Annotated in this window: 14 protein-coding genes and 2 pseudogenes; 6 read left to right on the forward strand and 10 right to left on the reverse strand. The window is 58.6% G+C overall.

Annotation, left to right across the window (positions count from 1 at the left end; translation table 11 throughout):
• The 10 genes and pseudogenes from VI25_RS20360 to VI25_RS20395 all read right to left on the reverse strand — a co-directional run.
• Positions 1-1,306 (reverse strand): annotated as a pseudogene (locus VI25_RS20360) (RagB/SusD family nutrient uptake outer membrane protein); the annotation flags it as partial.
• Between the two features lie 19 nt (positions 1,307-1,325).
• Positions 1,326-2,099: a hypothetical protein gene (locus VI25_RS20365; RefSeq protein WP_055562783.1), complete on the reverse strand. Its 774-nt coding sequence runs from the start codon at positions 2,097-2,099 to the stop codon at positions 1,326-1,328.
• A gap of 77 nt (positions 2,100-2,176) precedes the next feature.
• Complete coding sequence (locus VI25_RS28680; protein WP_410503447.1) at positions 2,177-2,602, reverse strand: TonB-dependent receptor domain-containing protein; 426 nt, start codon at positions 2,600-2,602, stop codon at positions 2,177-2,179.
• Positions 2,533-2,712: pseudogene (locus VI25_RS29050) on the reverse strand (TonB-dependent receptor domain-containing protein); the annotation flags it as partial. The gene VI25_RS28680 and the pseudogene VI25_RS29050, both read right to left, overlap by 70 nt.
• Positions 2,682-3,104: a hypothetical protein gene (locus VI25_RS20370; RefSeq protein ID WP_045690794.1), complete on the reverse strand. Its 423-nt coding sequence runs from the start codon at positions 3,102-3,104 to the stop codon at positions 2,682-2,684. The pseudogene VI25_RS29050 and the gene VI25_RS20370, both read right to left, overlap by 31 nt.
• Positions 3,101-4,495: a SusC/RagA family TonB-linked outer membrane protein gene (locus VI25_RS20375; protein ID WP_055562784.1), complete on the reverse strand. Its 1,395-nt coding sequence runs from the start codon at positions 4,493-4,495 to the stop codon at positions 3,101-3,103. The genes VI25_RS20370 and VI25_RS20375 overlap by 4 nt, the downstream gene beginning before the upstream one ends.
• A 557-nt stretch (positions 4,496-5,052) precedes the next feature.
• Entirely contained in the window at positions 5,053-5,481 is a 429-nt protein-coding gene (locus VI25_RS27980; RefSeq protein ID WP_045690538.1) for an MFS transporter, read from the reverse strand.
• 35 nt (positions 5,482-5,516) lie between these two features.
• Positions 5,517-6,449 carry an MFS transporter gene (locus VI25_RS27285; RefSeq protein WP_262489990.1) on the reverse strand — a complete coding sequence of 311 codons (933 nt, stop codon included), beginning with the start codon at positions 6,447-6,449 and terminating at the stop codon, positions 5,517-5,519.
• Between the two features lie 137 nt (positions 6,450-6,586).
• Positions 6,587-7,387: a DeoR/GlpR family DNA-binding transcription regulator gene (locus VI25_RS20390; protein ID WP_055562786.1), complete on the reverse strand. Its 801-nt coding sequence runs from the start codon at positions 7,385-7,387 to the stop codon at positions 6,587-6,589.
• A 67-nt stretch (positions 7,388-7,454) separates the two neighbouring features.
• The gene (locus VI25_RS20395) at positions 7,455-9,230 is read right to left on the reverse strand and encodes a class I mannose-6-phosphate isomerase (RefSeq protein ID WP_055562787.1); all 1,776 of its coding nucleotides are present in this window, start codon (positions 9,228-9,230) and stop codon (positions 7,455-7,457) included.
• 550 nt (positions 9,231-9,780) lie between these two features.
• Here VI25_RS20395 and VI25_RS20400 point away from each other — a divergent pair.
• The 6 genes from VI25_RS20400 to VI25_RS27990 form a co-directional block, all read left to right on the forward strand.
• Positions 9,781-10,383: a hypothetical protein gene (locus VI25_RS20400; RefSeq protein WP_055562788.1), complete on the forward strand. Its 603-nt coding sequence runs from the start codon at positions 9,781-9,783 to the stop codon at positions 10,381-10,383.
• A gap of 343 nt (positions 10,384-10,726) precedes the next feature.
• Positions 10,727-10,912: a hypothetical protein gene (locus tag VI25_RS20405; protein WP_045689635.1), complete on the forward strand. Its 186-nt coding sequence runs from the start codon at positions 10,727-10,729 to the stop codon at positions 10,910-10,912.
• Positions 10,912-11,238 (forward strand): T9SS type A sorting domain-containing protein, encoded by a 327-nt coding sequence (locus tag VI25_RS20410; RefSeq protein ID WP_082455737.1) that lies wholly within the window; start codon positions 10,912-10,914, stop codon positions 11,236-11,238. Before VI25_RS20405 ends, VI25_RS20410 begins: the two co-directional genes overlap by 1 nt.
• A gap of 71 nt (positions 11,239-11,309) precedes the next feature.
• Positions 11,310-11,480: a hypothetical protein gene (locus VI25_RS26060; RefSeq protein ID WP_201783351.1), complete on the forward strand. Its 171-nt coding sequence runs from the start codon at positions 11,310-11,312 to the stop codon at positions 11,478-11,480.
• A 123-nt stretch (positions 11,481-11,603) separates the two neighbouring features.
• Positions 11,604-12,383, forward strand: a complete 780-nt coding sequence (locus VI25_RS27985; RefSeq protein WP_262489991.1) for a glycoside hydrolase domain-containing protein — start codon at positions 11,604-11,606, stop codon at positions 12,381-12,383.
• Between the two features lie 17 nt (positions 12,384-12,400).
• Positions 12,401-13,149 (forward strand): glycoside hydrolase domain-containing protein (locus tag VI25_RS27990; RefSeq protein WP_201783352.1); only part of this gene is annotated, 749 nt, incomplete at its 3' end.

Below are 13,149 nucleotides of genomic sequence, written 5' to 3' on the forward strand. Positions count from 1 at the left end.
GGGTCGGTGAAGCCAGCCCGGCGCCGCAGGGCCCCGATGGTGCGGTTCCACTCCCCGGCGCTCAGTTGGTCCAGCTCATTCTTGGCCTCGGCGTGCATGAGCAGCACGTCGCATACCGGATCAAGATCAGGTTGAGGCCCGAGTTCAAGTTGGCATCGGCGGTTGGGTCGAAGTACTTGGCCGAGTAGTAACCCGTGGGGCTGGCATCGGCGCGGTCCACGGAGTTATCACCGGTACCCGGCAGAGTGCGGATAAGGATGCTTGAGCCATCCGGCCGCTGCCACCGGTACCCATCGTACACCAGTGTAGCCGAAAGGCGCGGGTCGCGGCCCACGTAGGGAGTGGTCTCATTGTAGCCCGAACCGGCCTCGGTAATGGCCTTGCCGTTAGCCATCACGTAGCTATCCACCAGTTCTTGGGTTGGGGCAATCGCGCAAATGAGCTTGCCCTCCGTGCGCGGAATGAAAAACCGCTGCTCGGAGTGCGTGCGGGAGGGAAACAGGTACTGCAGGTCCAGCATTACTTCGCTATTGCCTTCGTTGTTAGGCGAAAACACGCCGGCGTAGCTCGCAAACAGACTGTAGGCGCCGGCTTGGTTGTTCAAGAGCTGCTCCGTGATGGTCGCCACCTCGGCCCAGCGGCCTTCGTAAAGCAGCACTCGGGCTTTCACGGCCAGGGCCGCTCCTTTGGTGAAGCGCCCCCGATCCTCGGCGGCGTAGGCCGTATTCAGGGGTAGGTCGGCGGCGGCGGCGTCCAGCTCCTCAAGCACGAAGTTTAGCACCTCGGCCCGCGGGGTGCGGGCCACGCCCGCCGCCTCCGTAACGCTGATTTCTTCGGTAATCAGGGGCACATCGCCGTACCAAGTCAGAAGCTGAAAGTACTGGTAGGCGCGTAGCGCCCGGGCTTCTGCCTGGTAGCGAGCCTTCAGGCCAGCGTCCAGACTGGTAATCTTGTCGATGTTGGCCAGCAGCTGATTGCACTTGCGGATGCCGCTGTAGTGGTAGCCCCACTCGTTGGTGATGCGCTGCTGGTTGGTGCCGTAGGCTCCCTCGGCGATGTTGCGGGCATTCGAGCCGTTCACGTCGCTTTTGTTGTAGGCATTATCGGAGAGCACTTCGTTGAAGAAGAAGTACTCGGCGTTGTAAAGGTTTTCGTAGCAGGTAGCCAGCACGTTGGCCGCGTCGGTGGGCTGCTGCCAGAACGTGGCGTCAGTTGGGCGGTCGGTGGGCGGCAAGTCAAGCTTCTGACAGGCCGAGAAACCCAAGCCCAGCCCAAGCAGTATAGTATAGCGAAAATTGCGTTTCATCTGAGTGGAGAGATGGAAGTTAGAGGGAGATATCAAGCCCGAGGGTCATGACGCGCACGGCCGGATATACCCGGCCACTGCTGCCGCGGCCCCCACCGGTGCCCACACTCTCGCTGAACTCGGAGATTTCGGGGTCAAACCCAATCTTCTTCAGGTGGCTCAGGGTAAAGAGGTCCTGGCCCGAAGCAAAAATGCGCAGCCGCTGAATGGCAGCCCTTTTGGTAAGCGTGGCGGGCAGGGTGTAGCCCAGCTGCACGTTCTTCAAGCGGGCGTAGGCGCCATTCTGCAGCCAGTAGTCCGACCCCTGGTTGTTGTTGGTTGAGGCCGTACCGATGGTCAGGCGGGGGTAGTCCCCATCGGGGTTGGTCGGCGTCCAGCGGTCCAGGTGCTGCTGGTACACGTTTTCCCAGTTGTTGTGGAAGGCCTCCACCCCTTCGCCCCGAATGTAGAGGCTGCGCTTGCCCACGCCTTGCACGAACACCAGCAGGTCAAAGCCCTTATAATCGGCCGAGTACGTGGCCCCGAAGGTGTAGCGTGGAAACGGATTGTCTAGAATAAAGCGGTCATCCTGGTTGATAACTCCATCGCCATTGCGGTCCACGTAGCGAATGTCGCCTGGGCGCACCGTACCGGGAGCCACGAACGAGGGCTTGGGTCCGGCGTTGACTTCCTCAAGCGTCTGGTACAAGCCGGCCGTGCGGTAGCCGTAGTAGGAGTTGATGGGGAATCCTTCGCGGATGATATTCGTGGCGTCGCCCCCCCGGATGGTTTCTACCCCCTTAGTATCAGTCACGGTATTGCGGCTATCCGCCGCATTCAGACTCAGGCTCTGGTTGAAGCCGCTTCCCGTGCGCAGCCGGTAGGTAGCCGTTACTTCCCAGCCTGGTTGCGCACCTTGGCCGCGTTCTGGGTGGGCGCGCCCGCCCCAAAGGTTGCGGCAACCGGCAAGTCGATGAGAATGTCGCTGGTGCGCTTGTCGAAGTAATCGACGCTGAAGGAGAGGGCGTTCTGGAAGAAGGCCAGGTCGAGGCCCACATTGCCCATGGTGGCTGTTTCCCAGGTAATGTCGGCGTTGGAGGTGCTGAAGTAGGACCGGATACGGGCGTGCCACCAAAGGAATACGTGCCCGGAGCCAAGCTTACGGTGCTCAGGTAGCGGTACAGGCCAATGTTCTGGTTGCCTAGCTGCCCAAGGGAGCCGCGCACCTTCAAGTCGCTGAAAGTAGGCTGCAAAAAGCCCAGGAATGCCTCTTCCAAGGGACGCCAGCCAACTGATACCGACGGAAAAAAGCCCCAGCGCTTGTTGCTGGCAAACCGCGACGAGCCATCGTAGCGGAAGCTGCCTTCCACCAAGTATTTGCCGGCGAAGGCGTAATTCAGGCGTCCGAATACCGAGTTAAGAGCCACTGCTCCTGGTTGCCGTACGTGCCGTTGGCGTGGTAGCCCCCGCTGGGGTCGAATACGCCGGCGTAGGTCGTACCATTATTCACCACTCCGAAGTCATTGCCGGGCACGTTGATGACGCGAACCCCCTGCCGGTCGTCGGTGAAGTGCTCAGTTGAATAGCCTACTAGCGCCTGCACGCCGTGCTTGTTAGCAAACGTCCGGTCGTAGTTGAGAACGGCCTGATAGTTAGTCAGCAGGGTGCGTTGGTTGCGCTTCTGCACCGAGTTGTTGCCATCGCCCCCGGCTGTGGGCGAGCCATCCAGCGTTACGTACTGCAGGCTGCGGGTAAATTCGTCGAGCTGATAATTCCACAAATCTCCGCCTACCACGCCGCGTAGCTTCAACCCCTTCACCAGTTCCAGCTCGGCGTTGAGATTGGCGTAGCCATTGTCGTTGGAGTTGGTGCGTAGCCGCCGTTCAGGAGACGATTTGCCGAGTTGCTGGTGGAGGTGGCCGGGGTTACGTAATTGCCCTGCTCATCCTGCACGGGGTAAATAACCGGGATGCGGGCCGCGTCGCTGATAATCCACTGCGAGTCAAAAGCATGCTCGCGAGTGCCCACATGGGCGTAGGCGAAGATAGCCCCGACCTTGAGTCGGTCCGTTACCTGCGTAGTCAGATTCAGGCGGCTGTTCAGGCGCTTAAATCCATAGTCGTCGCCGTAGAACAAGCTGTTCTGATCGACGTAGCCCAGGGAAAGCAAGTAGCGCGTCCGGCCCGAGCTGCCGCTGACGCTCAGGTTGTGGTTTTGCTGAAAAGCCTGCTTTTTGAGCACCTTGTTGAGGTGCCACTCGTAATCACCCTGCTCAGCAAAGTCGCGCATCTGCTGGGGAGAAAACTGCGGGGCCTGTCCGGAGTTAATTAAGGCTTCGTTTTTGAGTTGCATGAACTCCAGGCCCGTGACGGGCTTGCGTTGGAAGTTCGGGGCCTGCCAGCCTAGCACTGTGTTATAGCTGATAACGGGCTTCTGATTGAGTGTGCCCTGCTTCGTGGTCACCAGCAGCACGCCATTGGCAGCGCGGGAGCCGTAGATGGCGGCTGAAGCAGCATCCTTGAGCACCGTGACGCTCTCAATATCATTGGGGTTCAGGGCGTTGAGCGAGCCCGGAATCCCATCCACAATGATGAGCGGGGAAGCATTACCCAAGGTACCAACGCCCCGAATATTGATGTTGAGGCCGGCGCCTGGCTCGGCACTGCTCTGCTGAATAGTTAAGTTGGGGGAGGAGCCTTGCAGGGCCTGGGCCACCGTAGTGACCGGGCGGTTTTCCAGGGTGGCCCCGCCCACCGTGTTGATGGCCCCAGTCACGTTGGCCCGCTGCTGGGTGCCGTAGCCAACTACCACAACTTCCTGTAGGGCCTGCGTGTCGTCGGTGAGAGTTACGGAGAGTTGGCTGGTGGCCCCGGTTACGGGTACTTCTCGGCGGCTGTAGCCCACGAAGCTGAATACCAGTACACTATTTTCCGGCGCTTGCAGGGAGAAAGAGCCGTCGGAGTTGGTGCTGGTGCCTTGGGTGGTACCTTTCACCACCACCGTCACCCCGGGGAGGCCGGCTCCCTTACTATCCGTTACGCGGCCAGCTACGGTGACATCAGCCAGGACCGTTGATCGGGTAGGAACAGCTAGAGCCGGGGTGGGAGGGTTTTGCAAAGCCAGAGCCCAAGCCCCTTGGGCCTGGCTGGCGCCACTGGGTACGGCGCCCAGCAGTGCTGCCAAACGCACGTAGCGAGTAAAGTTTGCCATATGATGGGTGGGATAAATGGAGGAGATAGAGCAGGGGGAGTCATACACCAGCCTTGGAGGCTGATGACGACGGGGCGCGTCCTTGATCTACTCAGGAGTAGCCGTAGGTAGAAAGGACTACAGGGAAGCGTATTCGTGGGCCAGCGGCCCAGTAACTCAGATAAAGGGCGGCTCTTTAGCGAACCAAGGCGCTAATACTGCGCCCATAATTCCTGGTGCCGTGCGAGGATCTAGGGATAAATAAGCAAGGGGCGATTTCTTAATTACCCCTGAGCCTATTCGGCAGTGTAGTGGCTACTCAAACCTGCGTTAATACAGTGCTTAAGTCCCACATCGTCACGAAGTTGGTACCTATTGGAAGCAAGATATATCTAACCGTCAGCAATAATAGCTAAATCGTTTAAGCTAAAACAAATTACACTGTCAATTTATGCAAAAAAGTTTTATATTTTAATAATAATTTGTTGATTTTCAGTATGTTATCATCGTGTATTACTTAAGGCTTATACCTATTAGAGTACTGGCGGCGGCAACGGCTGTATGCTTTGCTTGCTGGCTCATGAATGCCACCCACGTTCAATCTCTTCCAAGGTCCGCCCTTTGGTCTCGGGTACGGCTCGCCACACAAACAGGAACGTGAGGGCCGAAAGCCCGGCGTAAAGTCCGAAGGCTCCGGCCAGCCCCGCGGCTTTTACCAATGATAGAAACGTAAACGAGACTACGGTGCAGGCAATCCACAGGGCAACCGTAGCCACGGAGGCCCCCCGGCCCCGTACGGCGTTGGGGAATATTTCGGTGATTACCACCCATACGCCTGGTCCAAGCCCTACCGCGAAGCAGGCTACGTAGAGCATGATAAGCCCCAGCAGCCACGGCCCCGGCGCACCCAGGTGCAGGGCCACTACCAGCGCACCCAAGGCCAGGGTCATGCCCCCCGACGCTAGCAGCAGCAGAGGCTTGCGCCCTACCCGGTCGATAACGAACAAGGCGACAATGGTACCTGCGAAGTTGATGCCCCCAATCAGGGCGTTGGCTCCGATGGCTGAAGCGGCACTCTGCCGCTGTGCTCGGTGAAAATAATGGAGCCGTAGTAGAGAATTGTGTTGATGCCCGTAATCTGCTGTAATACTGCTAGCACCACCGCAATGCGCAACGGTTGGCGCAAGCGGGGCTGGTAGAGGTTGGCTTCTGCCCCCCGCTCGGCCGCTAGAGCAGCCTGAATTTCGGCCGTCTCGGTAGCTGCGGCAACGGGACCATTCAGGCGGGTGAGCGTACCTATTGCTTCGGCTTCGCGCCCCTGGCCCAACAACCAACGCGGACTTTCCGGTACCAGCAGCAGCGTGACCATAAAGAGCAGAGAGGGCACCGCCGCCGAAGCAAACATCCAACGCCACGACGCTACCCCCTGCCCGGCTAAGTAGTAGCTAGCAACGTAAGCCAGCAGAATACCCGTGACGATGGCCAGCTGATTGAGCGTCACTAGCAGCCCCCGAATGCGAGCCGGGGCAATTTCGGCAATGTAAAGCGGCACCAGCAGTGAGGCCAGCCCAATGGCGAGGCCGCCCGCTAGCCGGGCCACTACAAATTCGGTCAGCGTGCGGGGCAGCGCCGCCGCCACCGCCGAAAGTGTGAATAAGAGGGCGGCCCCGAATAGCAGGCGACGACGCCCGTAGCGGTCGGTGAGCCCGCCGGCTACGGCTGCGCCCGCCACCGCCCCAAACAGAATACTGCTCGCGGCCAGTTCGGTTTCCGTATCGGTCAGGCCAAAGTCCTTTTTCAAAAATACTAGGGCCCCATTGATGATGGCCGTGTCGAAACCGAAAAGCAGCCCCCCCAGCGCCGCCACGGTCGCAATCAAGTAAACGTAGCCGGCGTTACCCGTTGACCTGGCAGGAGAAGGCGGCTGGGCAACGGATTCGCGCAGGAGAGGACCGGAGGAGGCGTGGAGGGGCATAGTAGTTAGGCGGTAAGCATTTTACTAATCAGAATAATACTGGGCGCTCCACGTGAGTGCGCCCCTTCCCGAAGGCTACCTTCTCTGCGCGCTGGCCCGGGGCAGGCCAAGCCGTTGGGGCTACTTCACAAGGTGAATCACACCAGCAGCACCTCTATTCCTTGCTGCCGAAAGGGGGCTACCTGGTCTTCGGTAGCGCCCGTGTCCGTAATAAGCTGGTGCACTTCGCCGATGGGGCAGATCAGCGAGGTAGCAACCGTCCCGAGCTTGGTATGGTCGGCCACTACGATGCGGCGCGTGGCTTGGCGTAGCATAACCTGAATTACGGCGGCCTCCTCGGGGTGCAGGGAGGTAAGGCCCTTCTCGGCATCAATGCCGTTGACACCAATAAAGACTTTGTCAACAAAGAATTGGCTGAGTGCTTGGGTAGTGGCCGGCCCCACCAGCGAAAACCAGCCACCCGTCAGAAAGCCGCCCGTTACAAACACGCGCACATCTTGGCGGTGGCTTAGCTCCATAGCCACGTTAACGGTATTGGTGATGACCGTCACGTTGGCGTCCGAGCGGAGGCTGCGTGTAACCTGGGTAGTAGTGGTGCCAGCCGTCAGGGAAATAGTCTCGCCGGGCTGAATGAGGGCGGCGGCGGCTAGGCCAATGCGGCGCTTTTCAGCCAGGTTGCGGTCAATCTGGTCGTGGAAGCTGGAGTTATACCGAAAGGGCTCGTAGAGCAGGGGCTCGCGGGGCACTGCGCCCCCGTGTGTGCGCCGGAGGCGGCCTTGCTGCTCTAGTTCCATCAGGTCGCGGCGCACCGTGACCACCGAAACGCCAAACAGGGTAGCTAACTCCTCGACGGCTACCGTGCCGGTGTGCAGCAGTTTCTCAACAATCACTTGGGCGCGGGCGGCGGCCGCGTTATCAGGCGCTAATAAGTCAGGCATATCTCGTATCGGGTTCAAAAAGTCGATTTGCGAGTGAAGGTAGCTGCCAAATGGTGGGCGGGCTGCGCTAGGGCTGAGTTCGCACGTAGGCCTTCAGGGTGGCGCATTCAGTACCGGTAGCCGGTCCGTGGGGCCGAATGGTGTAGGCGCCTACCACTGCTGGCACGATAAACGTTTCCGCGTAATGAACCACGAAGGGCTCGAAAGCTTGGCTGGGGCTTTCCACAAGGGCTTCGGCTCCCTGCACTAAGTTCAGCACCTGAACCCCACCTTGGGTGTGATGCGGCACTACGCCCGTAAACCAGTGGCGGCGGGTCTCGATAAACTCTCGCTCGTGCAAGCCTGTGCGCTCTTCCCGCCAGTCGGGGCCGCAGGCCACGGGCTCCACGTGGTTAACCAGGTGGTCCGTTACCCAGGTGGTGGTGCGGTCAGGTGCAATGTTGGCCGCGCCGTGAGCGAGGTGGATGGGCCGGGGGCGGCCATCAAGGCCCAGGCGCTCCCAATCCCACAGTTTGAAGGTAAAAATGTAGGGGGTGGCCGAGATTTCTAGCACCATGGCATTAGCACCCGAGCAGTGAATGGTGCCCGCCGGAATTAGAAAGTGGTCGTGCTGGCGAGCCGGAAACTCGTTGATGTACTTGGCCGCGGGAAAAGGAGCCCCACCATCTTCTTGGGCGCGCTGCAAGTCGGCCACCATAGCCGGGACGTTCACGTTTTCTTTCAGGCCTAGGTACACCACCGCATCCGGCTCGGCCGCGAGCAGGTAGTAGCTTTCGTCTTGGGTGTAAGCCAGGCCAAACTGGTCGTGGGCGTATTCCGTGAGCGGGTGCACCTGCAGGGAAAGATTGCCGCCGCCCATGGTATCGAGAAAGTCGAAGCGGATAGGAAACTCGGTGCCGAAGCGCCCATGCACGGCCTCCCCTAGCAGCTCCCGGGGGTGTGCAAATACGAGGTTAATGCTCGGGATTTCCACGCGGGCTTCCCCAAAGCCCAGCAGCAAAGAGTTTTCCTCGGGTACGCAGTCGAAGCCCCAGGCGTAGTTCGCCGGGCCGTCGGGTAGGTCGCAGACTTCGCGCAGCCACTGCCCGCCCCAGGGCCCGGGGTCGAAAAAGGGCACTACCCGAAATGGCCGCCGCACGGTGGCCGCTAGTCCCGCCCGCAGGTCGGCCCCGCTGATGAGCTTGGGCACGGTGGAGTCGTTGGTATCCAGCAGAAAATCAGCCTGGGGCAGCACCTGCTTCTTCAGCCGGTCGGCCGCCCGCCAATCCACGAAAAAGGCGCGCTTGTACTTTAGGTTGGCCTTTTCGGTGAAGTTGTCGCTGCCTAAGTTCCCAATTTCGCCCCGCCGCTGCCGGAGCTGAATTTCCCAGCGGGCTAGGTCAGCATATACTACCAGGGCAGGAGCCGGGTATACTAGCGTGGCACCGGTACCTACTAGCACTACCAGTTGGCCCGCAGCCGTAGCTAAGGTTTCCTGGGCCTGGTGGAGCCGCTCGGGGTCAAAAAAATCGGCTATCAGCAATCCATTCAGCCGACCAAAAACGGGGTCGTTGGTAAGGGAGCCGGCAACTAGCAGATCAATTTCAGCTGGGCGGCGGTAGTAATCATCTGCTACTAGCCATTGATTCGCCGGCAAGCCCGGCCGTAGTTGCTGCTGTAGCAATTCCAGATTGGTGCCGGGGTAGCATTCTACGGCCAGAACCAGGGGCTGACCGGGTGCGGAGGACGCCGCCTCCAGCGCCGTGCGCAATGCCTCGGTAATGGCGGGCCACCCGGTTTGGCAAGCATCCGCTTTAGCCGCTACCGGCACGAAGGGAAACTTGTCATAGTTGGAGGAGCGCATAGAGTGGAGAAGGGAAAAGAGAAGGAAGAAATCAGCATTGCCTACTATCTGGCAACGAAGGAAAACTGCGGCTGGCACCGGGTTGAAGGCGTGCGTACTTCCCTCGCAGCGGAAACGCGTAGCCTATTGAAGCGTGGGCTATGCGTTTCACTTGACCAATATTGACAACAAAAATGTTCGTTTCATAGCAAAACGAAAAATAAATACTTTCATTTGCTTAAATACTACTTCAGCCCAAACTAGGCCCAGCGCTTTTAGAGATGACGGCTGCTAGTGCCTGTGAAAGTAAATCACTTATTGGGCTCCGTGTGGCAGCAGAGCCTGCCCCTACCCTCCTCTCTCTATTCTGCTACTAGATGCTGTTTTCATCCACTTCCTTATGGGCAAGTTAGGGCTCACCCTAGGCGCATTTTTCTTGCAGATGGCAGTCAGCAAGTGGTAGCATCCTGCAGTAGCGTTGCCTCGTCGCTCATCTATCTAAGTGAACACAACTGCTGCCCGCTGGGCAAGCTTTCCTGCTCTTCTTCCCACCCTTTCGTGCCAACCTGCTATGAAGTATTTTGCTACCCTCCTTTTTGCGCCACGGTACCTAGCCCTGCTCGTGGCTGGCTGTGTGCTTGCTATCACTACCGCTTCCGGCCAGAACAAGTACCACGTTGCCGGCGAAGCTATTCTTGACAAGCTGAACACCAAGTTTTACAATGCCAGCAAGCAGCTCTATGTGGAGCAAATTGACGGCAACGAAAACATTATTGTGGAGCGCGGCGGGGCAAGCTACGTTTGGCCAGCCTCCCACATGCTGCGGGCCCTCCGCTACGGCGCCCTAGCCAATCCGGCTAAGTATACTGCCCGGCTTCGGTCCTACGCCTACGCCCTCGACCAATATCGGCAGAATGGCAAGTACGCCTCCGACATTGTGCCCGGCGCCGACCCTTTGTATGACGACAACGCCATCATCGGCCTTGCCCTCATGGACGCCTACCAGCAGGTTTTGCCTACTGAAACCGGCCTGTATGAGCGCTCTTTAATTGGCCTCAATTACTGCTTGAATGCGCGCGACGCGAACTGGGGCGTACCGCAGAAGGAAAGTGAGCTGGGCTGGGGTAAGTTTTACTCGCAGGCTACCATCTTGCCGGCCCTCCACTGTGCCTGATTGCCAAGAACAGCACCGACCCTCAATACTTAGATATTGCCAAGCGATATTATGAAAAAATTAATACTGTAAACTGGAAGCTGCGCGATGCCAATACCAACCTGCTCAACCAGTTTTCCTTTTATAACAACAATAGTTGGAGCCTAACCGGTCATGGCGAGAATGGGGCTGGCTACCGTGCCTACCAAACTACCCCCAATATTCAGCTGGCCCTCAAGCTGTACCAGCTAACCGGCGACAGCCGCTACCTCGACGATGCCACGGTAATGGCAGATGCCTGCCTGCGACAGTGGTACACCCCCGGTAAAGGCTAAGCGAAATATCCTTCTGGGGTGGCAGCGACATGGTAGAAATGCTGGTAGACTTTTACGAAGTAGACCATAATGCTAGGTGGCTCACGGCGGCGCGCAACATTGTGGACTACCTCATTGAGTATGGCCGCGACCAGCTTGGCTACTACCCCGCTCCTACAATGACGCCGACGGCACGTGGAACCAGGACCGCCGCTACCTGTTCCCGGCCTCGGTAATGATGATGGGCCAAGCCTGCGCCGCAGCCGCCATTCTGCGGGTAGCCCACGTAACGAATACGCCTCTGGCCGCTGCCAGCCCTGCTACCGCGAAATCCACCGAACTGGCGGTATTTCCTAACCCGGTTGTAAACCGCTTGAGCCTGCAAGCAAACCGTACTCTTGCCGGTGGCCAAGTCACGGTGCGTAATTCCCTAGGCCAAATCGTGATTAGCGCCCCGTCTTATAACACGTCGCTTGATGTCTCGGCCCTGGCTCCCGGCGTTTATATTATCTCTTGGGTCAGCGGGCAGCAGTGCTTATCACAGCGCTTTGTAAAGAAGTAAACTACTAAACGGCGCTAGTATTGGCTTGCGCTGCCTTGACATAGGCGTCAGAAAATGAAGCCGCCGGGAGCGTGCTCATCCAGTCTCGCCCGCTGGCTACTGTAGTGCGCCTTGCTACTCCTCCCCCATCTGTACTTCCACCCGATGATAAAGCTGAAGAGCTATTTGATTGTACTAGTAGTATGGTGTACCTGCTCCTGCGCCAGAACCTCTACGCCGAGCAGTACTTACCGGACGGATAGCCACCCCACCCCGGGCGGCCACCTGCAATACGCTAACCCCTTCATGGTACAGCCCCGTTCAACGACCCCAAAACCATTGGATACGCCCCTCCCAAGGACTGGCGGGGCGTGTGGGCTGGTCTCGTGTTTCCGGGGAGCTCATTGCCTAATGCTATGGTGCAGTTGAGCCCCATCACCGAGTTTCACACCGGCGCCGGCTACGACTACGAGGACTCGGTGATTTACGCCTTCGCCCACACCAACAAGGGCCACTGGAACTTGTGCCACTTACCGGTTTTACCGGTTTCGGGGGCGACTACTCCGGCCGGCTACTCTTCGCGCTTCGCTAAAGCCACTGAAAAGGCCTCGCCGGGCTTCTACGGCGTTACGCTGCAGGATTACGGGGTGCAGGTAGAACTCACGTCTACCCTGCGCTGCGGGTTTCACCGCTACCGCTACCACCAGCCAGACAACCGCCGCATCGTGTTCAAGCTTGCGCAGTCCAACGAGCGGGTTACCAACTGGAGCATAGAAAAAGCGGGCCCAGCGGCCGTACAGGGTTTTCAGGAAACGGGCCGCCAGACGGTGTACTTCTACGGAGTACTCAGCGAAAACCTGCAGGGCCTGGACGTGCCAAGCAAGGGTGCCCAAGACGGCGTAGCTGTGGTGCGCCTACCGGCCGGCGGCAGTAAGCCTGTGGAACTCAGAATCGGAATATCATTCGTGAGCGTGCAGAATGCCAAGCAGAACCTGGAGCAGGAAATCGGCAGCCGCTCGTTTGAGCAGGTGCGCCAGCAGGCTGAGCAAACCTGGGAAAGCTTGCTCGCCAAGGTGAACGTAAAGGGCGGTACAGCCAAGCAAAAGCAGCTGTTCTATAGCTGCTTATACCGCTCGTTTCTATGGCCGGCGCTACGTAGCGACTGAATGGCGAATACCGCGACGTGCAGGGCAACGTGGTCAAGGCCGACTTCAATTACTACACCGAGCCTTCCTTGTGGGATACCTACCGCAACAAGGACTTGCTGATTGGTATGCTCACGCCCCAGGTAACAACCGACGTGATTAAGTCTATGCAGGATGTAGGCCATAAGACCGGGTTCTTGCCCACCTTCTTTCACGGCGACCATGCTTCGGCTTTGATTGTTGGCTCTTACCAGCGGGGCATCACCAACTTCGACGTGCAGGATGTGTACCGACTGATGCTGCGCAACGCTAACCTGGAAGGTGGAGCCCGCCCCCACATTGCCGAGTACATCCAAAAAGGGTACATCTCTACCACGGAAGTAGCGAACCCGGAGGTGGAAACCAAAGACAAGGCCGGCGTATCGAAAACCCTGGAGTATGCCTTCGACGACTACGCCGTGGCCCAACTGGCCCGGATTTTAAAGGACACCACTACCTACCGGATGATGATGGCTAGGTCGAAGAACTACAAGCATCTGTTCGACCCCGCCACTAAGTTTATGCGTGGTCGCCTCGCCGATGGCTCTTGGGTGAAACCCTTTGATCCGCAGTATCCTTACTACGAGTACATGTACCGGGAAGCCAACGCCTGGCAGGTTTCCTTTTTCGCCCCTCACGACATGCCCGGCCTAATAGCCTTGTACGGTGGGGCTCAGCCTTTCGAGGCCAAGCTGGATTCGTTGTTCACCGTGCCCTGGAATCCCTCCCATATTGCCCGCAACGTATC

The organism is Hymenobacter sp. AT01-02 (assembly GCF_000961955.2).
GTDB lineage: Bacteria > Bacteroidota > Bacteroidia > Cytophagales > Hymenobacteraceae > Hymenobacter > Hymenobacter mucosus.